The organism is uncultured Parasphingorhabdus sp. (assembly GCF_963975735.1).
Classification (GTDB): Bacteria; Pseudomonadota; Alphaproteobacteria; order Sphingomonadales; family Sphingomonadaceae; genus Parasphingorhabdus.
Genome location: NZ_CAXBIA010000003.1, coordinates 72,172 through 98,210 on the forward strand (window position 1 = coordinate 72,172; position 26,039 = coordinate 98,210).

A 26,039-nucleotide genomic window follows, 5' to 3' on the forward strand; every position below is an offset into this window, starting at 1 on the left:
CGCTATTCCTGCTGCATCCGCATCGCGACTTCGCTCATGAACCGCGGGTCGTCGCCCTTGGCCAGCCAGTCCGCTTCGGATGCAATCACGCCGAGCATGTCCGCCAGATCGTCAATCTCCGATTTGGCATAATTGCCCAGTACATGGCCGGTGACCCGTGACTTGGTGCCCGGATGGCCAATGCCAATCCGGACGCGGCGGAATTCCGGGCCGATATGGGCGATCATCGATCTGATGCCGTTATGGCCCGCCGCGCCGCCGCCGCGCTTGACCTTGATCTTGAACGGTTCGAGATCAAGCTCGTCGTAGAAGACTGTGACATCCTCCGGCTGCAATTTGTAGAAATCCATCGCCGCGCGAACGCTGTTGCCGCTTTCGTTCATGAAGGTCGCCGGTTTGAGCAGGACGAGCTTTTCGCCGCCCAGTCTCGCTTCCATCGTCCAGCCCTTGAACTTCTGTTTCGGTGGCGGGAAACCGTGTACTTCTTCGAGCGCGTCGATCACCATGAAGCCGACATTGTGCCGGTGCATCGCATATTGCGCGCCCGGATTGCCAAGACCGACCCATAGTTGCATTTTCTAAAACGCTCTCCGCTCGTTCCGAGCTGTTCCAAAGGCAAAAAACCGCCCATGCCCTGTTTGATCGGCATGGACGGTTTCCCGTTACATTGTTTTGTAAGTGAAGGTCTAGTCTTCGGAACCGCCTTCTTCGCCTTCGGCTGCTTCGCCTTCAGCTTCTTCTGCGCTGTCTTCGCTCTCTTCGGCTTCGTCGTCAGAGGATTTCAGAGCAGATGGTGCGGTCACACCAGCGATGGTGAAGTCACGATCTGTGATCGAGCTTTCCGCGCCAGTTGGCAGGGTAATGCTGGAGATATGGATCGAATCGCCGATTTCGAGGCCGGTTACATCGATTTCGATCTGGTCAGGGATATGATCCGCATCGCACATCAAGTCGAGCTCGTGACGGACAACGTTCATGACGCCGCCACGTTTCAGACCAGGCGAATCTTCTTCGTTGATGAAGACTACAGGAATATTGACCTGCACCTTCGCGCCCTTTGCAAGGCGGAAGAAGTCAACATGGAGCGGACGGTCGGTGACCGGGTCAAAAGCAACATCCTTTGGCAGAGTCCGGGTTTTCTTCCCGTCGACTTCTACCTGAACCAGCGAGTTCATGAAATGGCCGGTACCGAGAAGCTTGTTCAATGCACGCTCTTCAACGTGGATTGTGATGGCTTCTTTTTTATCGCCATAAATAACGGCGGGGATACGGCCTTCGCGACGCAGTGCACGGGAGGCTCCCTTGCCAGCCCGTTCGCGTGGCTCGGCTGAAATAGTCAGCTGGTCACTCATAATGTTGCTCCAAAATTAGGTTTTGTTAAAATTTCCGCCACGCCTCCAGGGTGCTCATGGTCGGAAAGAGGGCGCTATAATGTCGGAACATCGCAAAGGCAAGGGATTTGCGCGGCAGGGCAGGCTTAGCGGAAAAAGCCGATCTGCGAGCTTGTTGCCAGCAAAGTTCCGCTCCGCGACCAAAGCTCGACCCGACCGTCTGTCGCGCTGTTCCTGACCGTCGCGCCGGTGACGCGGAGCATCATGTAATCGCTGCCGGTCGCCGCCAGATCTTCCTCGCTCGCATATATATAGGTGGCCATGGATACGGTCGAGCCTGGACGGAATTGTTCGGTGACGAAAAATGTCCGTGGCATCGGCGTGTCGAGGATCGAAAAAAGGCCGACCCGGTCGACCGGGCGACCATCGGCTTCCTTGATCCAGACGATCGCTTCGGGAGAATCGTTGACGGCAAAGGGCCTGCCTTTGGCGATGCGCTGGTCATAATGGGTAACCCATGCTGGCGCCATCGGATTGACCGACGGCAACGAGACGGAATCCTCGGGCGACCTGGCTTCCGGCATCTCCACCTGATAATCGATATCCGTCGGACGACGTGTGCTGGTCACAATATCCGCAGCGTTGGTCAGCGAACCGTTTTGTGATAGCTCCACCCGCCAGAACTGCGTCGAGGATCCTGCGCGGAGCAGTGTGACCGACAGCTTGACCTCGCCCGGTCCGACACCGGTCATATATATTATCTGCTGGGAAACGAGCGGGCCCCGGCACTCCGGATGCATTTCGACTGCCTTGGCGGCAACGGCGGCTACCCAACCTCCGAAGGCCATGCCGGTCGGATTGCGGTATACATCGCTCGCCTCAATCGTGAACTGTCCGTCATCCTGCGCAATCAGCGCAGTTTCGCGATCAAATATAAATGTCATGTGCTGCCCCGATTATTGGATTTTTTCGATCTTGTACCCGCGCTTTGCGAGGGTTGCCTGAACCGCATCCGGCCCGACGAGATGGGCGGCGCCAACCGCGATCATCGATGTGCCGGGATTTTGCAGGCGCTTGTCCAGTTGTTCGGCCCAATTCAGATTGCGCGCGACCAGAAGATATTCGCGCGTCTTCGGGTCGGTCAATATGCCCGCATCCGAGAGAGTCACGATTTCTTCGACATTGCCGGTCATCCAGGCGTTGAACAGTTTTTCAAAGGCTTGCTGGGCATTACTGGAATCTTCAACCACGCTGGTCAGCATCTGGCGCTGCTGCTCTTCGGGAAGCTTGTCGAAATAGCCCAGTTGCAATTCAATGGTTTCCAGTGCCTCGATCGGTTTGCCCGCTTTTTCAAACTGGGCGCTGAGTTTCTTTTCGACTCCGCCGCTGGATTTCAGACCCAGACCCTTGGTCTGCGCAGAGGCGAGCGACAGGGCGGCGGCCCAGGTTTCCATCCGGTTGAGCGCCCGTTCGGGAATGTTGGCAGAGTCGATGATCCGGTCGAGATCGTCACGCAGCGACGGCTTGATCCGTGCGTCCAGCTTCTCCTGACCGGGTGAAACCGCCAGCCGGGAGAATATTTTGGCTGCATTGCGGGTGTCTTCCAGTCCCAGCACTTCAATCACCAGAGTGTCGGAATCTGCAATTGCATTCTCCAGTACAGGTGTGCGCCATTGCACGTCGTCCGGCAGGATGTGGATGGTCCCGAACATATAGGCGACACCTTGTTGTCCGGCTGTCGTGCCGCTGACCTTCCAGAGCGCCGGCGTGCCGGTTTTCACGGTGTTCAGGGCTACCGGATCGGGGGTGTTGTTGCATGCAGCGAGCATCAACGACGCAATCAGTGTCAGGATGGATGTTATGATACGCATATTACCTATTTGGTGTGCTTGCCCGCAAAAGAAAAGCCGGTGGTTGAAAAATCAATATTCAATCCGTTCTGCAACGAGCCCTTTTTTGGCGAGCAATGCCTGCAGGCTGCTTTCGCCAGCAAGATGACCGGCCCCCACTGCGAGAAACACCGTTCCTGGCTGCGCCATCCGTTGATCGACCCATTCGGCCCAGGTGGCGTTGCGGTTAACCAGCAGCGTTTCGTAAAGAATCTTGTCCTCCAGTCCGGCGTTCATCAATCCGGCCAGCGCGTCGATATTGGCATTGGCCCATTCGGCGACCATCTGTTCCATGCCATCGGCGGTCTCGTCAATCGTGTCGACGGTGAAGTTGAGAAAGCGGATCTGGATTTCTTCGGGCAAATTGTCGAAAAAGCCCAATTGCTGTTCCACTGTTTCGAGTCCGGTGATTTTGATCTTCCGGGCCTTCGCATGGGCCAGCAATTCATCCTCGACCCCCTGATTGGCATCATATCCGCTGCGCACAAGTGGTATCAGCGACAGATTGACGCTGGCGAACCATGGTTCGAGCGGATCAAAGGCGGCAACCGGCAGGCCCAGGCTGGTCATTGCCGCTTCAAAGTCAACCCGGTCGTCGGCGGCCAGTTTGTCACGCAGCGACACGCCGGTCTTGTCTATGGCAAGATCACCAATGATTTTTGCCATCGTTGCAGCATCGGGCTTGATCATTTCGACGACCAGTTCGTCCGATGCGTCAAAACCGTCTTTCACCGCCTCGTCGAACCAGGTCATGCCGGGTTTCAATATATGGACGGTGCCAAACAGATAGATGGTCGTGTCCTCATCCCTGATCACCCACAATGCGGGATCGGCGTCATCCGGCAAGACCGCAGGCTCAGCCACGATTTCCGGAACCGCATCGCTGCCGGCACTGGTCATATCTTCCGGTGGCGCGGGGCAGGCGGTCAGCGACAGATAGAGGGGAAGGAGTAAGCCGTTTAAAAGCCAGCGACGCGCCATGAATATATACTCCAACAGAAGACAGGACGGGCTTCATTGAACAATTGACGGCAAATGCCCAGTAAAATTTGCCCGGCGATCAGCAGTGGCTGGCTACGGCGATGCAAATCTGTTAATCACATGGTTAAATCAAGGAGGTCCCCGATGAGCATGATCCACGCCCGCACCTGTCATATCTGCGAAGCCAATTGTGGCGTATTGATAGAGGTCGAGGGTCGCGAGATACTCTCGATCAAGGGCAATCCGGACCATGTGCTGAGCCGGGGGCATATCTGCCCGAAGGCGACCGCCATCGCCGATCTTCAGGATGACCCCGACCGCCTGCACAAGCCGGTGAAAAAAGTCGACGGCCAGTGGCAGGAAATTGGCTGGGAACAGGCTTATTCCGAAATTGCTGCCAAGCTGCTGGATTTGAAGAGACAGGGCGCCAAGCCCGCCATGTATATGGGTAATCCAAGCGCGCATGATTATGGCATTTCGACCCAGATCAGCACCTTGCGCCGGGCGATCGGGCTGAAAAATATCTATTCCGCCTCGACGCTGGACCAGATCCCGCATCATGTCGTGCAATATCATATGTACGGCCATGTCAGCCTCGCCGCGGTGCCCGATATCGACCGCAGCCAGTATCTGCTGATCATCGGCGGCAATCCGGCGGCGTCCAATGGCAGCATCTGGACCGTGCCCGACTTCAAAAAGCGCGTGAAGGAAATGCAGGCGCGGGACGGCAAGCTGGTCGTCGTCGATCCGCGCCGGACCGAAACCGCCAAGCTGGCGGACGCGCATCATTTTGTGAAGCCGGGGACGGATACGGCGCTGTTGATCGGGATATTGAAGAGCGTGTTTGACGCCGGGCTGGTCGATATTTCCCGAGTCGAAGACATTCTCGATCACAGCTGGAGCGCCATCGAACCGGCGATTGTGGGCTTTGATATGGATCAGCTCTCCGCCCATTGCGGAATATCGGTCGAGGTCATGCAAGATATGGCGGCCCAGCTCGCGGCCGATCAGCCGGCGGCAATTTACGGCAGGATGGGTGTCTCGGTCTGCGAATATGGCACCCTCAACCAGTGGCTGATCCAGATCATCAATATCGCCTCCGGCAATCTCGACCGGGAAGGCGGCACGATGGTGCCGGAACCGGCGCTCGATACGATCAATCTGGTGGGCAGGGGATCTGTGCGCACGGCAGAGACGGTGCGCGGCGTGATGCCGTCGGTGATGAGCGAATTGCCGATGGTGACCTTTGCCGATGAAATGCTCCGCGACGATGACGAGCGCATTCGCTCTTTGTTCGTGGTCACCGGCAATCCGGTGCTCTCTGCTCCCGACGGCGCCAAACTGGACCGCGCGCTGGACAGACTCGACCTGATGGTCTCGTTCGACATGTATGTCACCGCGACCAGCCGCCACGCCGACTATATATTGCCGCCCTGCGGACCTTTGGAGAAGGATCATTATCCGTTTTTCTTCGGGCCGCTGGCGATCCGCAACTATGCCAGCTACTCGCCGGCAATCTTCGAACTGCAGGATGGCGAGAAGACCGACTGGGAGATTATCGCGGAACTGGCGCGGGAGATATTGGCGCAGGACGGTCAGGATGTTCCCAATATCCGCGAACCGCGCGATGTGCTTGACGGCATGTTGCAAAGCTCCCCCGCCGGACTGACGCTGGCGGAGGTCGAGGCGGCACCCAATGGTATTGATCTGGGACCGCTGCGCCCGTGCATGGCCGAACGGCTGCGGACCGAGGACAAGATGATCCTTTGCGCCCATCCCGATTTTCTCGCCGAACTGCAGCGCTTCGCCGCTTCGCTCGATAATGAGCAACCGGATACCCTGCGCCTGATCGGCCGCCGTCACGTACGGCAAAACAACAGCTGGCTGCACAATAGCAAACGCTTGCTCAAGGGGCCGGACCGCTGCACATTGATGATCCATCCCGATGACGCCATGGCTCGCGGCCTGATCGATGGCGGTATGGCGACGGTCACCAGCCGGGTGAACAGCGTCGATATCCCGGTCGAAGTGAGCGATGACGTCATGCCCGGAGTGGTGTCTATCCCGCATGGCTTCGGTCACGGACGCAAAGGCGTCGGTCTTTCGGTGGCGCAGGAGAAGCCGGGGGTTTCGATCAACGATCTGACCGATACCGAGCGTTTTGACCCATTGTCGGGCAATGCGGTGTTGAATGCGGTGTCGGTTACGGTTGCGCGAGCAGAAGAATTGGTGGCGGCGGAATAGAGTCTGTCGCCCCAGCGTAGGCTGGGGTCTAATCCGCTCGATCGGGGGAGCCGCAAATTTGCTTTGGGTCCCAGCCTGCGCTGGGATGACATTTTTATCCCCGCCAGAGGGAACTCCTCCCTTGACCCTAGTGCCCTCCTTCGCCAAAGCAGCGCGTAAATATTGCACTCGCGAAGAAAGCCCTGAAATTGTCCGATACGAGGCCTCTCAGCTTCCAGCAGATCATCCTGAAGCTCCACAATTACTGGAGCGAGAAGGGATGCGTGATATTGCAGCCCTATGACATGGAAATGGGCGCCGGGACCTTCCATCCCGCAACAACCCTGCGCGCTTTGGGACCTGATCCGTGGAATGCCGCCTTTGTGCAGGCCTGCCGCCGTCCGACCGATGGCCGCTATGGCGAAAATCCGAACCGGCTGCAGCATTATTACCAATATCAGGTGGTGCTCAAACCATCGCCGCCGGACATCCAGCAGCTCTATCTCGACAGTCTGGTCGCGATCGGCATCGATCCGATGCTGCACGACATCCGTTTTGTCGAGGATGACTGGGAAAGCCCGACGCTCGGTGCATGGGGACTCGGCTGGGAAGTCTGGTGCGACGGCATGGAGGTCACCCAGTTCACCTATTTCCAGCAAATGGGCGGTTTCGACTGCAAGCCGGTCGCCGGCGAACTGACCTACGGCCTCGAACGGCTGGCCATGTACATCCAGAATGTCGACAGCGTCTACGATCTGGATTTCAATGGTAATGGAGTATCTTACGGCGATATCTTCCTGGACAATGAGAAGCAGATGTCGGCATGGAATTTCGAGGTCGCCGACACGGAAACCCTGTTTGACCTGTTCAACAAGGCGGTTGGCGAATGCGAGAACTGCCTCGAGGCGAAACTCCCGATTCCCGCCTATGAACAGGCGATCAAGGCCAGCCACGTCTTCAACCTGCTGCAGGCCCGCGGTGTGATCAGCGTCCAGGAACGCGCCAGCTATATGGGCCGTGTGCGGGATTTGGCCAAGGGTAGCTGTGAAGCGCATATGGAAAAGAACGGGTGGGCCGCGTGATGGTTGGAGACACCGTATTTTCCTCCCTGTGCGAAGCACGGGGAGGGGGACCATCCGCAGGATGGTGGAGGGGCCCCCTCCGTCATCCGCCTTCGCCAAGGCTACGGCGGACGCCACCTCCCCATTGCTGCGCAACAGGGAGGAAATAGATGACCGATTTCCTCCTCGAACTGCTATCCGAAGAAATCCCCGCCCGCATGCAGGCAAAAGCGCGCGTCGACCTCGAACGGCTGTTCACCGAACAGATGGCAGCAGCCGGCTTGGAGGCTGGTGGCGTCACCGTCTATTCGACGCCACGGCGTCTTGCTCTGATCGCCAAAGACCTGCCCGCGCAGACCGAAGCGGTCAGCGAGGAAGCCAAGGGACCGCCGGAAAGCGCACCCGATCAGGCGGTAGAGGGTTTCTGCCGCAAGAATGACGTCACCCGCGACCAGCTCGAAGTGCGTGACGTCAAGGGGCGACCGACCTATTTCGTGGTGATCAACAAGCCGGGCCGCGATACCAAGGATGTTCTGGCCGAAGCCATTCCCGCGATCATCAAGGCCTTTCCATGGCCCAAGGCGATGCGCTGGGGTGACGTCAGTGCGTCGACCGAAAGCCTGCGCTGGGTGCGGCCGCTCAGCGGCATTGTCGCGATATTGGGCGATGATCTGGTCGCGTGCGAAATTGACGGCATGACGTCAGGCTATGATACTGTCGGGCATCGCTTTCACCATCAGGTAACAAATAGCGTTCGTGCTGAGCCTGTCGAAGCACTTGTCTCGGACGCGCAGCACCCTTCGACAAGCTCAGGGCGAACGGAACCCGGGCGCATCACCATCGGAAACGCCGGTGACTATGTTGAAAAGCTCCGCGCCTGCCACGTATTGGTCGATCATGAAGAGCGCCAGAATATCATCCGTGACGGGGCTGCCAAGGCGGCGTCGGATGCCGGACTGGATCTGGTCGAAGACGAAGGCCTGGTGATCGAAAATGCCGGCCTGACCGAATGGCCTGTGCCGTTGCTCGGGTCGTTCGATCCCGCGTTCCTCGATGTCCCCGAAGAGGTGATCCAGTTGACCGCCCGGGTGAACCAGAAATATTTCATCTGCCGCGACAAACAGGGCGCTCTCGCCCCGAATTTTGTCTGTACGGCAAATATCGACGCCAGCGATGGCGGAAAAGCAATTATCGCAGGGAATGAAAAAGTCCTCGCCGCGCGGCTCTCCGACGCCAAATTCTTCTGGGAACTTGACCAGAAGACCAAGTTGGAGGATCATGCGAAGAAATTGAGCAACATTGTGTTCCACGAGAAATTGGGAACGGTTGCCGACAAGGTAGAGCGTGTAGTCAAGTTGGCTGAGTGGTTGGCGTCTTTAGAAGGGACTGGGTTACTCCGTGCCAACCCAGAACAGACTCAACTGGCTGCACGTCTCTGCAAAGCTGATCTCGTCACCGAAATGGTCGGCGAGTTCCCCGAGCTGCAAGGCTTGATGGGCGGCTATTATGCAGAGAAAGAAGGACTTCCGGTAGAAGTCTCGCACGCGATCAGAGATCATTACAAGCCGGTCGGGCAGGGCGATGATGTGCCGACCGATCCGGTGACGGTTTGGGTGAGTCTGGCGGATAAGCTGGATACTTTGGTTGGGTTTTTTGCGATTGATGAGAAGCCGACGGGTTCGAAGGACCCGTTTGCGTTGAGACGAGCAGCTTTAGCGGTAATTAAGATAGTTGATGAAAATCAATTACGGATTCCGTTGGTCTCCGCTCTTAGAACCGCGTTTATTCCGATTGGATGGATTTCGAAATTACAAGCTATCGAAGACGAGGCGGGTGATTGGAGATTTTGGATCGACAGAATGCTAAGAGCAGAAACGGCTGACGTCAGATACGAGGATGCAAACAACTTTGAAATCGTAATCGATGGTAAGGTTGAGCTAGGCAACATTGGAGCTTCTATCGGAGTAATTCCTGAACCGGTAGAAGTTGATGATGTTTTGTCTCCGTTTCTCGACTTCTTCGCCGACCGATTAAAAGTACAGCAACGCGAGGCGGGCGTCCGTCATGACCTGATCGACGCGGTATTCGCGCTCGGCGGTGAAGATGATCTGGTGCGCTTGCTCGCCCGGGTTAAGGCTTTGCAGGCTTTTGTGGAAACCGCGGACGGCGAGAACCTGCTCGCCGGTTACAAGCGGGCTTCGAATATATTGAAGAAAGAGGGCGCTGGTGCCGTTCGTGTCGAGCGTAGTCGAGACACGGATGTTAGTGCGCAGGGTCTCTCGACTTCGCTCGAGACGAACGGGGAGGGTGACGCAAAACCGCTTTCCTACACACCCGAAAAAGCGGAAAAGGCGCTGATCGACGCGCTTGACGCCGCACAGCCGGAAGTCACCGCCGCGATCGCCGCCGAGCAATTCGAAACGGCGATGACCGCGCTGGCGGCGTTGCGCGGACCGATTGACCAGTTTTTCGAGGATGTGACCGTGAACGACGAGGACGAAACGAAGCGCGAAGCGCGGCTAGCCCTGCTCGCGCGCTTCCGCAACGCCGTTCACCAGGTCGCTGATTTCTCGAAGATTGAAGGCTAACGGTCTCATGGATACGGGGAAGACTGTTCAACCGCTTTACGATTTGAGCTTTCTTCCGGGTTACGCATGGCTGATCATCATCTTTGCCGCTGTTCTGGTGTTTCTGGCAATTATGTACTTTTTAATATGCGGTTTCACGGCGCTCAGAGGTTGGCAATCCTATGCCCTGACTGATCGGGGCCAACGGGAATTTCCCGCGGATGTGAAGATATTCTACGGGGAATCGATCATGGTCGGCAGTGATTTCATGCCGGCCAATTACCGCCATTGCGTCACGGTCGGGTATAGCGATGATGGCATTTATCTGAGAATGGGGCGTTTTTTCCGAACATTCCATCCGCCTTTGTTCATACCTTGGACAAAGGTGGAACTGGTTGAACAAAAGCAGGCGATCAAGGGCCATTATACGGCGGTCCGTTTTGCCGCCATGCCCCGTCTTGTTCTGTTTCGTACACTCGGTGACGCAATTTTTGCGCAATGGCAAAAAAATCAAAATAAAGAGGAAGTCGTGCAATGACCCAATATGTATATCGTTTCGGTGGCGGCATGAATTCAGACGGCGCGCCGGCTGATTCAACAGAAGCCCGCAACCTGCTCGGTGGCAAAGGGGCCAATCTTGCCGAAATGGCCAATATCGGGCTGCCGGTACCGCCTGGTTTCACGATCTCCACCGAAATGTGCACCGAATATATGAACAACGCGGGAGTCTATCCCGACAGCCTGACCGCCGAAGTCGCGCAGGGCGTGGCCCATATCGAATCCGTCACCGGCAAGAAATTCGGCAACGCTGCCGATCCGCTGCTGGTCTCGGTGCGTTCCGGCGCCCGCGCCTCGATGCCCGGCATGATGGACACCGTCCTCAACCTCGGCCTCAACGACGAAACCGTGGAAGGTCTGGCCAAGACCTCCGGCGACGAGCGTTTTGCCTGGGACAGCTACCGCCGGTTCATCCAGATGTATTCCGATGTGGTTCTCGAACTCGACCATGGATCCTTTGAAGAGGCTCTTGAAATTACCAAGGAAGACAATGGCTTTTTCACCGATACCGAGATGGAGTCTAAGCATTGGAAGGCTCTCGTCAGCGAATATAAGGCGCTGGTCGAGAAGCAATGGGGCAAGCCTTTCCCGCAGGACGTGAATGACCAGCTCTGGGGCGCGGTCAGCGCCGTATTCGGCAGCTGGCAGGCGGACCGGGCAAAAGTCTACCGCCGTCTCAACGATATCCCCTCCGAATGGGGCACCGCGGTCAACGTCCAGGCGATGGTCTTTGGCAATATGGGCGAAACCAGCGCGACCGGCGTTGCCTTCACCCGCAACCCGTCGACCGGCGACAGCGCTTATTATGGCGAATGGCTGATCAATGCGCAGGGCGAGGATGTTGTGGCCGGTATCCGCACTCCGCAATATCTCTCGAAAGCCGCGCGCGAACAGGCAAATGCCAAGCCGCTGTCGATGGAAGAGGCGATGCCGGAAACCTACAAGGAACTGACCGACGTCTTCGATCTGCTCGAGCGCCATTATCGCGACATGCAGGATATCGAATTTACCGTAGAGCGCGGAAAATTGTGGATGCTGCAGACCCGCTCGGGCAAGCGTACCGCCAAGGCGGCACTGAAAATCGCCGTGGATATGGCGCATGATGGCCTGATCACCGAGGAAGAAGCGGTGTTGCGCGTCGATCCGATGGCGCTTGACCAGCTGCTCCACCCGACGCTCGATCCCGAAGCCGAGCGCGACGTGCTGACCACCGGCCTGCCGGCGTCTCCCGGTGCTGCCAGCGGCCTGATCGTGTTTGACAGCGATACCGCTGAGCGGCGCACCGAAATGGGCGATGACGTCATTCTGGTCCGGATCGAAACCTCTCCCGAGGATATTCACGGCATGCATGCCGCCAAAGGCATATTGACGGCGCGTGGCGGCATGACGTCACATGCCGCTGTGGTCGCCAGAGGCATGGGAAGACCTTGTGTTTCCGGTGCCGGTACGGTTTCGATCAACAATGAAACCAAGGTCATGAAGGTCGGCGACCGCGAGCTGAAGGAAGGTGATATGCTGACCATCGACGGCAGCAATGGTCAGGTCATGGCCGGCCGTGTCGATACGATCCAGCCTGAGCTCGTCGGCGATTTCGGCGTCCTGATGGTCTGGGCAGACAAGGTCCGCCGCCTTGGCGTCCGCACCAATGCGGAAACCCCGCTCGATTGCCAGGTCGCGCGCGATTTCGGGGCCGAGGGCATCGGCCTGTGCCGCACCGAGCATATGTTCTTTGATGCCGCGCGGATTACCTCTGTTCGCCAGATGATCCTGGCACCGGACGAAGCGGGTCGCCGGGTTGCTCTGGCAAAACTGCTGCCCGAACAGCGCAATGATTTCCGCCAGATTTTCGAGGTAATGGTCGGCCTGCCGGTGACCATCCGCCTGCTCGATCCGCCGCTGCACGAATTTTTGCCGCATCACCAGTCGGAATTTGAAGAAGTTGCGAAAGCCGCCAATGTGGGCGTCGAAACGCTGAAACAGCGGGCCAATGAATTGCACGAGTTCAACCCGATGCTCGGCCATCGCGGTTGCCGTCTCGGCGTCACTTATCCCGAAATCTACGAGATGCAGGCGCGGGCGATATTCGAAGCCGCCTGTGAAGTCGCAGAAGCCAGCGGCGAAGCGCCGATTCCTGAAGTCATGATCCCGCTCGTCGCCACCGCGCGTGAGCTGGAATTGATGAAGGATGTGGTCAACCGGATGGCGAAGGAAGTCTTCGCCGAGAAAGGCCGCGAGATCGAATATCTCGTCGGCACGATGATCGAACTGCCACGCGCTGCCCTGATGGCCGGCGCAATTGCCGAGCATGGCGAGTTTTTCAGCTTTGGCACCAACGATCTCACCCAGACCACTCTGGGCGTGTCCCGCGACGATGCGGGCCGTTTCCTGACCCAATATGTCGACAAGGGTATCTTTCCGCGCGATCCGTTTGTCAGTCTCGACATCGAGGGTGTTGGCCAGCTGATCGAAATCGCCGCCGAACGGGGCAGGGCCGCGCGTCCGAATATCAAACTAGGCATCTGCGGCGAACATGGCGGCGACCCGGCCTCGATCGCCTTCTGCGAGAAAACCGGTCTCGATTATGTCAGCGCATCGCCTTATCGCGTACCGATCGCACGTCTGGCAGCGGCACAGGCGGCGCTGCGGAACAAATAGAATCATGCCCCCCGCACGGGATGCGGAGGGCAGGCGGCATGACAATTCTGCCTCATTCAGGCTTCCGTATCCGGCGGTGAGCGCGAACGAGGCAAGATTGTTTTGATTGTAGGGCCGGCAACGCAAATTATGGGTTGCCAGCGGGGAATTGACCCCCTATCTGCACCGTCTGGTTAGCGCCCATAGCTCAGCTGGATAGAGTACTTGACTACGAATCAAGGGGTCGGGAGTTCGAATCTCTCTGGGCGCACCACCTTTCCTTCTTTTATCGGATCATGCCCCAAGGTGCACTTGCGCGGGGTCCGATGCTGGCCTAGTTTATCGGTAACAAACCTGATGAACCGAAGGACCTGTTTTGGCCGACCATTCCCTTTCTATCGAAGACGCTCTTGCCGAGCGCGAAGCCCAGAAAATTCCGGTACCCGACGAGGTTCAGGAGGCGGTACGGACATTGTTGCGCTGGTCGGGCGAAGATCCGGAGCGCGAAGGGCTGATCGACACGCCAAAGCGCGTGGCGCGGGCCTGGAAGGAATATTGCGAAGGCTATGCGGAAAACCCCGCCATGCACCTGGCGCGGACCTTCGAGGAGGTTGGCGGCTATGACGAACTGGTGCTGCTCAAGGACATACCCTTCCACTCCCATTGCGAACATCATATGGCGCCGATTATCGGCAAGGCCAGCATCGCCTATATGCCGACCGACAAGGTCGTCGGCATCTCCAAGCTCGCTCGGGTTCTCCACGGATTCGCGCGGCGTCTGCAGGTGCAGGAACGGCTGACGGCTGAAGTTGCCGAATGTATCTGGGAAAACCTCAAACCCGATGGCGTGGCCGTGGTGATCGAAGCCAGCCACAGCTGCATGACCGCGCGCGGCGTGCGCACACCGGGTGTGTCGATGACCACCAGCCGTTTGCTGGGTTGCTTCCTGGAAGATGCGCGCAGTCGCGAGGAAGTCATGAGCCTGATGGGCTATTGAGCGGAAACGCTGCTCAACGCATCCATCGTCGCATCAGATTATATTGCACCGCCTGCAGGTCGCTCAACTGTCCTGCGGCATAGTGTCGCCTGTAAAGCAGGCATGGCCGTTAGGCTGATCTGTCAGCCCGTGGTTAATGCAAGTTCCAAAGAAAAAGCCCGGGTCTGGTGAAGCGTCTTGCGACGTTCCGGACCCGGGCTTTCAATGATTGGTTCGGAAAGGACTATTCCTTGGTTGCGGTCTCGTCCTGTTCTTCAGTTTCTGTGGCTTCCGGAGCTGCTTCGACTTCGGCAGCTGCATCGACGGCTTCTTCACCCTCGACTTCTTCACCGGCGTCTTCGCTATCAGCGGAGAGTGCGGTAGCAGCCAGTTCGGCCTGATCGTCTTCAAACATTTGAGCGATCACGTCGACACCGTCTTTTTGCATGTCAGCTTCGTCGTCAGAACGGGCGACATTGGCCTGAATGTTGACATTGACTTCCGGGTGGAGTCGAACGCGGACATCGAAAACACCGAGGGTCTTGATCGGTTTTTCCAGAATGACCATGCTCTTTTCTACCACGGTGCCCTTGCCGTCAGCGTTCAGCGCTTCAACAATATCGCGCACAGACACAGAACCGTACAGCTGTCCGCTAGCGGACGATGCACGGATCAATACGATCTGCTTGCCTTCGATGCTTCCGGATGCCGCTTCGGCTTCCTTGCGCTTCGTTTCATTGTCAGCTTCGATCTGCTTGCGATTGGCTTCAAAGACCTTCTTGTTCGCCGCATTGGCGCGAAGGGCCTTTTTGTTAGGCAGCAGAAAATTGCGGGCATAGCCGTTTTTGACGGTGACGATGTCGCCAATGCTGCCGAGTTTCTCTACGCGTTCAAGCAAAATAATATCCATTGTTTCGCTCCTATTTCACGAGGTAAGGCAGGAGGCCAATGTGGCGAGCGCGTTTGATAGCTTTGGAAAGCTCGCGCTGCTTCTTGGCTGAAACTGCGGTGATACGACTTGGTACGATCTTGCCGCGTTCGGAAATGAATCCCTGCAGCGTCTTCACGTCCTTATAGTCGATTGGTTGTGCGTTCTTGCCGGAAAAGGGGCAGCTTTTGCGGCGACGGAAAAATGGACGTCCCATGTTTTAACTCCTTCTCTGGCTTAGTTGTTGTCGAAATCGCGACGCGGTTTGCGATCGCGGTCGGGTTTACGCATCATCACGGACGGGCCTTCTTCATGCTCGTCGACGCGGATGGTCAGGAAACGGATAACATCTTCGTTGATCCGGGTCTGGCGTTCGAGTTCGAGAACAACGCTGCCTGGCGCGTCAAGACGCAGCATGACATAATGTGCCTTGCGGTTCTTCTGGATCTTGTAGGCGAGCGTGCGCAGGCCCCAGGTTTCGGTCAAAACGACCTTGCCTTCGTTGGATTCAACAATTTTGGTGGCTTCCTGCGCAAGGGCATCAACCTGAGACTGGCTCAGATCCTGTCGCGCAAGGAAGACATGCTCATACATTGGCATGCAATCATTCCTTCATTTACCGCCGATCGCTGACGCCGCACCATGCGAACGCCCCTCCGGCTTTCTTCTTTTTCCAGATGAGTCGGACAGGCCGGTTCACGCGGAAGCGGCGCCTATGGCGGAATTGCGGAGGGAATGCAAGGGAAGAGAGGTGTATATAAAGTGCGTATTATTATTTGCCGGCAACCCGGCATTTCAGAGTCACGATTTCGTCCGCAATCTGCGAATGATCTAGAATATGGTCTTGCGGCTTTGGGTCAAGGGACAAGGCCTAAGAACGCATAGTCATCAACAATTTTCGGCATCATATATTTGGCAGCGCTAATGTCAGACGCGCTTTTGGACTGCTCGCCTAATCGGGAATATGTCATCCCGCGCAAATATAAGGACGGCGCCAGATTGGGGTTGAAGTCGAGTGCCGTATTCAGATCCGACATGGCGTCGTCAAATTGCCCCAGTCTGAAGAATACCAAAGCACGGCTATCCAGAATAGCGCTCGACGATTCCGCCAGTTGTATCGCCTTTGTGCAATCCTTCAATGCGGTGTCCAACTGGACATTTGCCCGGCCTTTATTCCAGCAGCGGAGGTTGAGATATTCCGGATCGTTCGGCTTTTTGGCCAATAGCTTATCAACAATGGCTAGCGCTTCACCATATTTGCCTTCCAACATCATCACTTCGGCTTTTACGGAGGCGATGGCATCCTCATCCACCCCGTTATTTTCCACCGTGGCCAGAAACTGCAACGCTTTGTCGGTCTGGTTACGCTTGGCATATATTTCAGCAATAGCGGAGATGGCTGCCAGGGAGGCGGGGTCTAGTTCCAACGCCTTATGTGCGGCTTCTATGGCACGCTTGTCACCGGTAATATGGTATAGGCTGGCGAGCCAAACATATGTTTCCGGATTTTCCTCCTGTTTGAGGGCGAAAGAAAGCTGCTCGGCGGCTTTCGCATATTGGTAGGTGCCCTGGTAGAATCGTGCAAAATTTTCATAAGGGCGCGAATCGTCCGGGTGCAGGGCGATATCGGCTTTATAGGCGGCGATGATTGGCTCGAGCTTATTGTTTTCAACTGCAGTTTTCGTCTCGAGCCACGCCGGTGGATAAAGTTCCGGAGCCTTGACTCGCAATTTTTCCGATTGAATTTTCATCAGCTTCGCCCGCTCTGCCGTCACCATGTCAGCGGGAAGCTCCCACATGGCGGTACGCCAGAACTCGTTAACCGAGAGCTTACCTTCGACGATTTCCGATTTTCGCAGCTGCTCGTATCCCGCTATCGTCCCCGCTACATCAGCTTGGCCTACCAGTTCGAAGCCTTCTCCTTCGTTTGGCAGAACGATTTGAAGCTTGCGAACATAATAGCCGGGATAGTGCATCGCATATGGGATGGCTTGCCATTCAGCCTTTGTCCGATTGCTCAATACCTCGGTATTATCGAGATAGTTGTCGATTGAATAGGTCCGTCGGTTGTGCTCGTTGGCCCAGCTTGAGGTCATTAGACCGCGACCCGTTACCGATACGGTACCCGATGCCTCGTCGAACAGGGCCTCTCTGTCCGTTATGCTGGCCTTGTCGCCGGCATATTGTGTAATGAACCCGTCCAGCAACTCTTCATATTCGGTTGAGGAGACCGAATTCTTGACGGCACTCATCTGTTCAACCACTGGTCCGCGACTAACGATCGTCAAAGCATAGGGTGCCGGGAAGCCGATGCCGGCGCTGGCGTCGATCGACAGAGTGATCTGTGCCAGAGGTCGTTGCATAGGCATCAATTCGATCGTCTCGAGATCGGCGCCGCCGGTTTCCAGCGGAAGAGCATATCGAAAAGCGGGTGTGTCAGCCAAGTCCGCAAGCCGGTCACCGCTTCGGGTTCCATCCAGCCAATAGACACGTCCATCGATAGTCGCTCGTGCAATAATATGGTCAAAGGCGGCAAGGGTCGGTAGTCTCTCCGATAACGCGTCAGCTAGCGTTGTGTGGACCATGGCAGGCTGGGCTTCAATGCCGAGGCGGTCAAGAAGCGCAAGCAACAAGAGTGTTTTCGCCTTGCAATCTCCGTAACGCAGAGTCCATGTCTTGTCCGGGCTTTGCGGTGTATAATTGCCCCCGCCGAGACCATTGAACAGATAGCGGACCTTGTCCTGAACGAGTTGCAGGGCTGCTGCGGTTCTTTCTTTCGGATCGGAGGTCTGGCCTGCTATGATATCAGCTTCTTTGGCCAGAGCGCTACCCTCTGCGATCAGGCCTTCAATGTTGTACAAACGGGCAGCCGTTCGTGAAACAGCAGCCCAGTCCTCAAAGCTGGTGGCTTCAATCATAGGGTTGATTACATAGCGCAACGGTGCGCCCGGCACAGATTCCTGCTGTTTTGGAAGTGGCTGTTCGATGATTAGATTCTTATACGCACCTTTCGTGCTAATTTTAGATTCCGCATCTTTGCCAGCGACTTGCCAGCGAACATTGTCAGCCTTGGGCCAAATTAGCTTAAACCGACCAAATTGGAGCCGGATCGGCTCGGCCAACAAAGGCTCGACCAGTTGCATATGCCCGCCCATTGCCGGATCGCGTATTGTCGTTGACGCCCTCAAACGCACCAGATCTCCGATTTGCAAACCTTCCAGCTGGAGAAAAGCGGTCAAAACCCCGTTTATCTGTAATTTTTCCAGCCCGGCTTCCCGCCGCAGAATATCGAATGTCTTGCCGTCGGCCAACGGGTCGATGCTTTCGCCGTTTCTGATAATCTGGACGTTATGGACAATGAAATCGCCAAGCTCGGGATTCCACATTCCCTGCAACCGACCGATCTGGGCCAGAGTTTCGCTGGAACCGCCGCGAAGAATAACGTCGGCATATTGCCACGTCTGGCCATCTTCCATCTTTACCTGACGGTCCACCGCCACAATCAGATCATTGCTGGATTCTTTGGCCGCTAAAACACTCTCGATATCAAAAGTTTCGATCCAGTCTGGTGCTGGCTGGTATAGCGGTACTTCTCCAGCAAGTGCCGGAGATACGATCAAAAATGATACAATAATTGCAGCGTGTAGCTGCTTAAAGCTTTTGATCAAATCACTCTACCCCCGTCGAGATGCCAGCGAATCGGCTGTATTTCAGACATTGAATAACAGGGCTATTTATTACTGTCTTCTCTTCTTTGACGAGTGAAATCTGGTTTTGCGCTTCTTCGGCACAGTCGAAGAAGTTCCTCCTCAAACTTAAATATTCTGAGTACGGATATCTGGCTTCATGTTGCAAAGGCTGACCCTGCCGGAGATAGCCAAACATGCCGCAATCATCAGGGTTTCCGGCAATGGCACAGGCGTCGGGGGCTTGAGACGGGAAAAGGGCGCTCTCCGTTCGGAAAGCACCCTTCCAGACGATGCCAGTCTTGCGATCGGGTCGCTATTATCGCAAGTCTTCCACCGAAACCCATCCTTTCGTACCGTAATTGTCGCTGACCTCGACAAACAGGCCGGCTTTGCTGCCGGTTGGTGTCAATTCGGTATCGGCGCGTAATGCGCGGACCTTGTCGGCGCTTTTGTTGGCGCTGGCGTACAGGTTCGTGTCGATCGCAACCGTATATGTCGCGCTCGCTTCGGCCGCAGGCGCTGCCACTTGAACAGCCGATAGCGCGCCGGCCTGGGAAACAACGCTATTATAGGCGATGATGAACGCCTCGGTCAGCATCTTGCCATCTTTGGAGTCCGCATAGCCCGCCGTGTTGGCGCCAGCCACCCAAGGGGTGCCGCTGGCAAACGACAGGGTCGATTTTTTGACCTCTCCGGTTCCGGCAACAAGGGTTTGGCCATTGGCGGGGCTGACAACGCGAATGCCTGCGGCAACGACTTTTTTCTTGCCGCCCAATCCGCCGAACATGCCCATAAGCGCGCCGGCACCCGGCACGCTGCCGAGCATCTGTCCAGCAGCGCCGGAGCGGACGAAAGCATCTGTCGCGAGACCTTTTGCTGCCTGTACGCCCTGGTCTACCTCTTCCTCGTCACCGGCGATGACGTTGACGAGGAAGTCTGCCGGCGTCGCGCTCGCGGCGCTATGAACCTGGAAACAGCCGGATTGCTGCGCAATGGCTGTCACCAGTTCGCGCGGACTGCCCAGTCCGAATTTGCTCCAGCCCTGTGTATCGCCCTCGACCACAGCAATCGTGCCATAGCTTGCATCGCAATGTGTCAGCTCGACCGGTGCTTGCTTTGCCGCCTGTGCCGGCGCGCCGAAAGCGATCATTGCGGCAAAGGCGATGGCTGATGTCGAGATAAACTGTGACTTGGTCATGATATTCTAGCTCCCTGTGCAGATAGATCCGCTTTTCAGGCGGAAAAACTTGGCTCCCCGTCGAGGAACCGTGAGATTGTTTATGCGCGGGGAAAAAAGACGGTTCATCATTCAAATGAATGAAGGCCGGGAATATTCATGGTCTTTTGAAAGGAACAACCCTGTGGGTCGATGTTTGTACGGGAGGCCTAGCTGTCCGGTGTCTCGTCGCTTTGACCGAGTGCGATATTGGCAAGCAGTCCGACCAGTTCGGCTTGACGGCCACAGCCGGTCTTTTCGAGGATGCTGCTCAGTTGCGATCGGACGGTCGTGATCGACACGCCGCCGTCTTCCGCAATTTCCGCCAGCGTACGGCCCTTTACCAGACCTTTGGCGATGCGGGTTTCGGCTACGGTCATGTCGAACAGGCTTCGCATCAGATCGGTCGACGGTGCCCGCGTCTGGTCGAGCGGGGTGAAGAATAGGAGCGCGTAGCTATTGGCAAAAATATCATGGGCCGCCAGCGTGATGGGCATGACATGGCCGACGAAAACCGCATTGCCGTCCTGATTGCGGATCGGGAAGGAAAGGCTGTCGGTCGAGGCAACGACGTTCAGTGTTTTCAATGCGCTGGTTAAAAAGGCCTCCGAACGCCGATCCGAAAAAGCCACGCGGCGACCCGCTTCGTTGAATTTCACATAGTCGGCAACGGATTGGGCCCGGTCATTGGCTTCGACAAATTTGCCCTCGGCGTCGAGAACCAGGGCGGGCAGGCCGAATTTTGCAAGTGTTTCGCTGGCGCCTTGCGCGCGTTGCAGGCCGAGTCTGGTCGAAACAAAAGCGCTGCGCAACAGATGCGGACGCAGTTCGTTCAGCCGGTCGACGTGATTGCGCTCGATCGGTCCCTGGTCGAGTTGGCGTTCAATGCTGAAGACGATATTGTCTCCGGTCGGCATTTGCAGAAGCGTTCCCGCCGACCAGCCGAGGCCACGCGGGTGAAAGAAGTCCCGGTAAAAGGGATTCTTCGCCAGTTCCTCTTCGTTCCAGAAATCCTGCTCGACAAAAAATGTCGGTTGCGATTTGCCCATCATGCAAGTCCGCCGGGGACATTTCTCGAACCAGCCGTCTTTCACATAAGTGTCAAACGCATCGAACACACTTTCCGAAGCCGTCCAGTTTACCGCTTTGCGGGCGGAAAACAGCATGCCGCCGATCGAATCGGTTATCTGCGCCAGTTCATCCAGAACATCGGGCCATAGCTCCGGCACTATGGAACATTCGTAAATACGGTCAATCAACTGTTCCTGCATCGTCCGAACTACCTGATTTGTTACAATTCTTCGCCTGGATATTGAACGATCAGCCTCCCGATGCAACCCTGAATTGCTACTTCTTCCTGTTCAGGAAGCCGAACATGTCGCCACCGATCTTGCGCATCTGGATTTCTTCGGCACCCTCGGTGATCCGGTAGCGGCGGTGATGCCGGTAGATATGTTCGAATGGCTTGTGGCGGGAATAGCCCATGCCGCCGTGGACCTGCATCGCGCGGTCGGCGGCGTCGCAGCACAGACGGTTCGCGCGATAATTGCACATGCTGACCTGAGCGGAGAGATATTTTGCGACATCCGGTTTCGGCATCGTGTCCATCTTCGCCGCCGTCGCGTAGATTAGCTGGCGGAGCATGGCGGCTTCGGTATGCAATTCGACCAATGGGAACTGGATGCCCTGATTGACCGACAAAGGCTTGCCGAACGGTTTGCGTTCTCCGGCATATTTTACCGACTCATCGATGCAATATTGCGCGGCACCGAGTGAAGAGGCGGCCTGGCGGATTCTGTTCTCGTGGACAAAATGCTGCGCGCAGGCGAGACCCCTGTCGAGATCGCCGAGCACTGCGTCGGCAGGAATCCAGACATTGGTGTAGGAGCATTTCGGATGATCCGTGGGCATGTTGAATGTCCACATATATTCGCCGATCTTGAAGCCTTCGGCATCAACCGGCACGATGAAACAGCCGATACCGCGCGCGTCGCCATCCTTGCCGCTGTGCCGGGCAAAGGTCATCACATGCGAAGCCTTGTGCAGGCCGGTGGTCCACATCTTGTTGCCGTTGATCAGCCAGCCGTCGACTCCGTCGCGGGTTTCTCGGACGGCGGTCGTGTCCATCCATGTCGCGTCCGAACCGTGATCTTCCTCGGTCAGACCGAAGCACCAGCCCATTCGTCCGGCCAGCATCTCCGGAATATAGTCGCGTTTTTGCTGCTCGGTGCCAAAGTCGCGGAGCATCAGCGGCTGCACGAGGTTGCCGACGATACTATTCTCGTTCTGCAAATCATTGTGCAGGCCGAGTCCTTTATGCGCCAGATGCTCCCGGATCCGTGCCATGCCCAGATTGGTACCGTTCTGGCCGCCAAATTCCTCCGGCAAGGCATAGCGATAATGGCCGGCCGCATCGGCGATCTGCCGCATTTCTACCAGCAATGATTCCCATTCCTCGGTGGGCAGCCCCTGGTTTTCCCAGTTGGTCCGCGCATCTTCGCGCCGGTGATCGAAGAAGCGGATATTGTCGTCGCGCCGTTCGAGCGGTTTGATTTCGGCTTCGATGAAGCTATCCAGCACGGCCAGATAATCTTCAATTTCCTGCGGGATTTCGAAAGCGGTCATGATGGGCTCCATTTGTTGAGTGCGACCTTAAGGCCTGCATATTTGGGTTGGTCGATAGACAGTCGTTCAAGGGCCGATAGTCGCAGATGGTCCCAGACTCCCGAACCGGTAATTTCGATCTCGCCTTTTGAAAGTCCGCTGCAAAGCTGTCGATGATCATAACCGATAGCGGCTAGGCGCGTGCGGGCAGCGTCCCGGAAAGCGGGACCCCATTCCGCCTGCCGCTGCGCGATGCCGAGGGCATTTCCTGCGACGCGGGACTGGAATTTGTCATGCCCCTCCAATCCGGGCTGGACTTGTGTCTTGTTCCATTCGCCAAGAGCGGTCAGAAGCTCGCCATAGCCGGTTTCGCCAGACGCTGGTCCGGAATCGGGCGCTGTCCAGTGGAGCGGCGTGCAAATGTCGTCCGGCAAAATTTCTTCGCACAACAGGGCAAGATCGACTTCTACTTCAGACACGCGGCGGCCGATCACCGTGCGTTCGAGCGAACGGTCGCCGTGACTGCGCCAGATTTGGCCCATCACCATGCAGGCTATGCCCCACCAGAGGGTGGAATAGATCAGCCAGAAACAGAAACGGTCCGGATCGACTTCTGCGCCGCTTGCGGCAGCATAGGCGCGCAGGAAAGATTGCGCGCTGTCGAACCCGCCCGCTTCCTTTTCATAATGACCGAATCGCCAGCTTGGAGTGCAGAAATAGGCAAGATCCTGCACCGGATCGCCAATCCGGGCCAGTTCCCAGTCAAGCACTGCGGTCAGGCCTCGCTGGTCGATCATCAAATTGCCCATCCGGAAATCGCCGTGCACCAGATATTTGTCGGATGCGTCCGGCGCATTTTGTTCCAGCCAGTGGAAGACATATTCGTAGATCGGAATCTGGCCACCAATCTCGTCATATTTGTCCTTCTGGAGGTGGATCAGTTCGGTTGGCGAGAAATATTCCAGCGAAGCGGGCAGGGAGGCCAGCGGAATTTTGTGGATGGCCGCCAGTTCTCCAGCGCATTGTTCTGTGAGACTGGCTTCGGCTTCGACAAACTCGGGATTGTCCAATATTTTATGCGGCAGGGTCTCCCCCTCCGCCTTGGCCATGATGAAGCCTTCTCCCAGTCCGTGCTCCGGCTTCAGCCTGCCTCGAACCTGAGGGGCCGTCACCCCGACAGAGCAGGCCAGTTCGATAATATCGGCCTGGGCGGAAAGCGGTACGCCGCGCAATCCGTCATCATCTGCCGAAAGGCCGCTGGGCAGGCGGCGCAGGACAAATTCTTCCCCGCCATAAGCAAATGCCCAGCTTTCCATGCTCGCGCCGCCGGAAAGTCTCCGCAATTGGCCGAATTCACCCTCTGCCCCAAATGTGGCTTTGCAATAGATTTCCAGCTTTTCTTCAAATAGCTCATCGGTCATAGAGACGGCTTAATCACGCGATTAAAATTGCGCAAATGGTTTCCTCCGATGCGCTTCAGAGATGCGCGGCGCTTGCATGACCCATCAATCATGCCTAATTCCTCCAAATATATTCGAGAATTGAGGGGTCGATATGCGTGCATTTGTTTTTCCGGGACAGGGTAGCCAGGCCGTGGGCATGGGCAAAGCGCTTGCCGAGGCGAGTAGTACCGCCCGGGAAGTGTTCGAAGAAGTTGACCATGCGCTGGAACAAAGTCTGTTCAAGCTGATGTGCGATGGGCCGTTGGACGAGCTGACATTGACGGAAAACGCCCAGCCGGCGATCATGGCCAATGCCATTGCAACCTTGCGGGTCATGGAGAAAGATGGCGGCAAGTCGCTCGGCGATCTCTGCTCTTATGTAGCGGGTCACAGTCTTGGCGAATATACCGCGCTTTGTGCTGCCGGATCTCTAAACCTGACGACGACAGCGGAATTGCTGAAATTGCGCGGCCAGTCGATGCAGAAGGCGGTGCCTGTAGGCGAGGGCGGCATGGCGGCCCTGCTGGGTGCCGATATCAAAAAGGCTTCCGCGCTGGCGAACGCATCTTCACAGGGTGAAATCTGTACGGTCGCCAACGACAATGACCCGACTCAGGTTGTGATTTCCGGGCAGATTGGCGCGATCGAGCGCGCGATAGCCGCGGCAAAGGAACATGGCATCAAGCGCGGCATATTGCTGCCGGTGTCGGCACCTTTCCACTGTTCGCTGATGCAGCCTGCGGCTGAAGCGATGGAAGAAGCGCTGGCCGAAGCGAGCATATTCTCGCCGATAGTTCCGGTTTTTGCCAATGTCACTGCGGCCCCCGTTTCCGACGTCGACGAAATCCGCGAACTGCTGGTCCAGCAAGTGACCGGCACCGTGCGCTGGCGCGAGTCGGTCGGCAATATGGCAGAAGCCGGCGTCGGGCAGTTTGTCGAATTTGGCGGCAAGGTCCTTACCGGGATGGTCGGACGCATTGCGCCCGATGCGGAAACCGTCAGCCTTGTAACGATGGACGATATCGAGAGTTTTTTGAAAAGTCTGTAACAGCAATATCGTCGGTCTTGATGGACCGGAATTTTAAAGGAATTGGGAATGTTTGATTTAAGCGGAATGACCGCGCTGGTAACCGGAGCATCGGGCGGGATCGGGTCGGCGATCGCGAAATCCCTCGCTGAACAAGGTGCGACCGTCGCGCTTTCCGGCACGCGCATGCATGTGCTGATGGAGATGATCCCGCAAATGGCCGGTGAAGGCCATATCGTCATGCCTTGCGATCTTTCCAAAGCGGAAGAAGTCGATGCGCTGGTCCCGGACACGGTTGCGAAGCTCGGCAAGCTCGACATATTGGTCAACAATGCCGGCATTACCCGCGACGGGCTGGTGATGCGGATGTCTGACGAAGATTTTTCCGACGTGATCCGCGTCAATCTGGAATCGGCCTTTCGCCTGATCCGTGCCGCTGCTCGCCCGATGATGAAGGCGCGCCATGGCCGGATTATCTCGATCAGCTCGGTTGTCGGCGCGACTGGCAATCCCGGACAGGCCAATTATGTTGCGTCCAAGGCCGGGCTTGTCGGCATGTCCAAGGCCTTGGCCCAGGAACTGGCCTCCCGCAATATCACGGTCAACTGCGTTGCGCCGGGATTCATTGAATCACCGATGACCGATGCACTGACCGATGCCCAGAAAGACGAGATCAACCGCAAGATTCCGGCGGGGAAAATGGGCAAAGGCGACGATATCAGCGCTGCTGTGGTCTATCTGGCCAGTCAGGAAGCCTCTTACGTCACCGGCCAGACCATCCATGTAAATGGCGGTATGGCGATGATTTCCTAGGGCTTTGCCTAAAAACATCATCTCTAGTGCGATTTCGACTTCACGGACACTTGCAAGGCGCGCGTCACCGCACTAGGACGAAATTGAAATTACATCCTAA

General features: G+C 56.7%; 21 protein-coding genes and 1 tRNA gene. 9 read left to right on the plus strand and 13 right to left on the minus strand.

All coding sequences use genetic code 11. The features are described from left to right. Window positions 1–2 precede the first annotated feature (2 nt). The 5 genes from pth to AACZ86_RS06220 all read right to left on the minus strand — a co-directional run bounded on the left by pth (window position 3) and on the right by AACZ86_RS06220 (window position 4,201). The gene (gene pth / locus AACZ86_RS06200; protein WP_339690408.1) at window positions 3–575 is read right to left on the minus strand and encodes an aminoacyl-tRNA hydrolase; all 573 of its coding nucleotides are present in this window, start codon (window positions 573–575) and stop codon (window positions 3–5) included. Window positions 576–686: 111 nt separating this feature from the next. Beyond that, entirely contained in the window at window positions 687–1,352 is a 666-nt protein-coding gene (locus AACZ86_RS06205; protein ID WP_339690410.1) for a 50S ribosomal protein L25/general stress protein Ctc, read from the minus strand. A gap of 125 nt (window positions 1,353–1,477) precedes the next feature. Then, entirely contained in the window at window positions 1,478–2,275 is a 798-nt protein-coding gene (locus tag AACZ86_RS06210) for a thioesterase family protein (protein ID WP_339690411.1), read from the minus strand. Window positions 2,276–2,287: 12 nt separating this feature from the next. Further along, window positions 2,288–3,202, minus strand: coding sequence for a TraB/GumN family protein (locus tag AACZ86_RS06215; RefSeq protein ID WP_339690412.1), 915 nt, complete (start codon window positions 3,200–3,202; stop codon window positions 2,288–2,290). Window positions 3,203–3,253: 51 nt separating this feature from the next. Next, window positions 3,254–4,201, minus strand: coding sequence for a TraB/GumN family protein (locus AACZ86_RS06220; protein WP_339690414.1), 948 nt, complete (start codon window positions 4,199–4,201; stop codon window positions 3,254–3,256). Between the two features lie 144 nt (window positions 4,202–4,345). Here AACZ86_RS06220 and AACZ86_RS06225 point away from each other — a divergent pair, with 144 nt between their 5' ends. From AACZ86_RS06225 to folE, 7 genes are all read left to right on the plus strand, one after another. Continuing rightward, a complete protein-coding gene (locus tag AACZ86_RS06225; RefSeq protein ID WP_339690416.1) occupies window positions 4,346–6,445 on the plus strand; it encodes a molybdopterin oxidoreductase family protein in 2,100 nt (699 codons plus the stop codon). A gap of 188 nt (window positions 6,446–6,633) precedes the next feature. Continuing rightward, window positions 6,634–7,506 carry a glycine--tRNA ligase subunit alpha gene (locus AACZ86_RS06230; RefSeq protein ID WP_339690419.1) on the plus strand — a complete coding sequence of 291 codons (873 nt, stop codon included), beginning with the start codon at window positions 6,634–6,636 and terminating at the stop codon, window positions 7,504–7,506. Between the two features lie 149 nt (window positions 7,507–7,655). Continuing rightward, window positions 7,656–10,073 (plus strand): glycine--tRNA ligase subunit beta, encoded by a 2,418-nt coding sequence (glyS, locus tag AACZ86_RS06235; RefSeq protein ID WP_339690421.1) that lies wholly within the window; start codon window positions 7,656–7,658, stop codon window positions 10,071–10,073. 7 nt (window positions 10,074–10,080) lie between these two features. Then, on the plus strand, window positions 10,081–10,590 hold the full coding sequence (locus tag AACZ86_RS06240; RefSeq protein ID WP_339690423.1) for a hypothetical protein: 510 nt from the start codon (window positions 10,081–10,083) through the stop codon (window positions 10,588–10,590). Then, window positions 10,587–13,265 (plus strand): pyruvate, phosphate dikinase, encoded by a 2,679-nt coding sequence (gene ppdK, locus AACZ86_RS06245; protein WP_339690425.1) that lies wholly within the window; start codon window positions 10,587–10,589, stop codon window positions 13,263–13,265. The genes AACZ86_RS06240 and ppdK overlap by 4 nt, the downstream gene beginning before the upstream one ends. Before the next feature lie 176 nt (window positions 13,266–13,441). Continuing rightward, a tRNA-Arg gene (locus AACZ86_RS06250) sits at window positions 13,442–13,518 on the plus strand. Between the two features lie 102 nt (window positions 13,519–13,620). Then, window positions 13,621–14,241 (plus strand): GTP cyclohydrolase I FolE, encoded by a 621-nt coding sequence (folE, locus tag AACZ86_RS06255; RefSeq protein ID WP_217272193.1) that lies wholly within the window; start codon window positions 13,621–13,623, stop codon window positions 14,239–14,241. Window positions 14,242–14,464: 223 nt separating this feature from the next. Here the strand turns inward: folE and rplI are convergent, their stop codons facing one another. The 8 genes from rplI to AACZ86_RS06295 form a co-directional block, all read right to left on the minus strand. Continuing rightward, window positions 14,465–15,130, minus strand: a complete 666-nt coding sequence (gene rplI / locus AACZ86_RS06260) for a 50S ribosomal protein L9 (protein WP_339690431.1) — start codon at window positions 15,128–15,130, stop codon at window positions 14,465–14,467. A gap of 10 nt (window positions 15,131–15,140) precedes the next feature. Further along, on the minus strand, window positions 15,141–15,365 hold the full coding sequence (gene rpsR, locus AACZ86_RS06265; RefSeq protein WP_176279215.1) for a 30S ribosomal protein S18: 225 nt from the start codon (window positions 15,363–15,365) through the stop codon (window positions 15,141–15,143). A gap of 20 nt (window positions 15,366–15,385) precedes the next feature. Beyond that, the gene (gene rpsF, locus AACZ86_RS06270; protein WP_339690437.1) at window positions 15,386–15,748 is read right to left on the minus strand and encodes a 30S ribosomal protein S6; all 363 of its coding nucleotides are present in this window, start codon (window positions 15,746–15,748) and stop codon (window positions 15,386–15,388) included. Window positions 15,749–16,005: 257 nt separating this feature from the next. Next, complete coding sequence (locus tag AACZ86_RS06275; protein ID WP_339690439.1) at window positions 16,006–18,768, minus strand: tetratricopeptide repeat protein; 2,763 nt, start codon at window positions 18,766–18,768, stop codon at window positions 16,006–16,008. Window positions 18,769–19,153: 385 nt separating this feature from the next. Continuing rightward, on the minus strand, window positions 19,154–20,035 hold the full coding sequence (locus AACZ86_RS06280) for an SH3 domain-containing protein (protein ID WP_339690442.1): 882 nt from the start codon (window positions 20,033–20,035) through the stop codon (window positions 19,154–19,156). A 188-nt stretch (window positions 20,036–20,223) separates the two neighbouring features. After that, entirely contained in the window at window positions 20,224–21,312 is a 1,089-nt protein-coding gene (locus tag AACZ86_RS06285) for a helix-turn-helix transcriptional regulator (protein WP_339690443.1), read from the minus strand. Between the two features lie 88 nt (window positions 21,313–21,400). Next, a complete protein-coding gene (locus tag AACZ86_RS06290) occupies window positions 21,401–22,678 on the minus strand; it encodes an acyl-CoA dehydrogenase family protein (protein ID WP_339690446.1) in 1,278 nt (425 codons plus the stop codon). After that, window positions 22,675–24,078 (minus strand): phosphotransferase family protein, encoded by a 1,404-nt coding sequence (locus AACZ86_RS06295; RefSeq protein ID WP_339690447.1) that lies wholly within the window; start codon window positions 24,076–24,078, stop codon window positions 22,675–22,677. Before AACZ86_RS06295 ends, AACZ86_RS06290 begins: the two co-directional genes overlap by 4 nt. Before the next feature lie 133 nt (window positions 24,079–24,211). Between AACZ86_RS06295 and fabD the strand changes: the two genes are divergently transcribed. After that, window positions 24,212–25,147, plus strand: coding sequence for an ACP S-malonyltransferase (fabD, locus tag AACZ86_RS06300; RefSeq protein ID WP_339690449.1), 936 nt, complete (start codon window positions 24,212–24,214; stop codon window positions 25,145–25,147). Between the two features lie 48 nt (window positions 25,148–25,195). Beyond that, window positions 25,196–25,939: a 3-oxoacyl-[acyl-carrier-protein] reductase gene (fabG, locus tag AACZ86_RS06305; RefSeq protein WP_339690451.1), complete on the plus strand. Its 744-nt coding sequence runs from the start codon at window positions 25,196–25,198 to the stop codon at window positions 25,937–25,939. Window positions 25,940–26,039 lie beyond the last annotated feature (100 nt).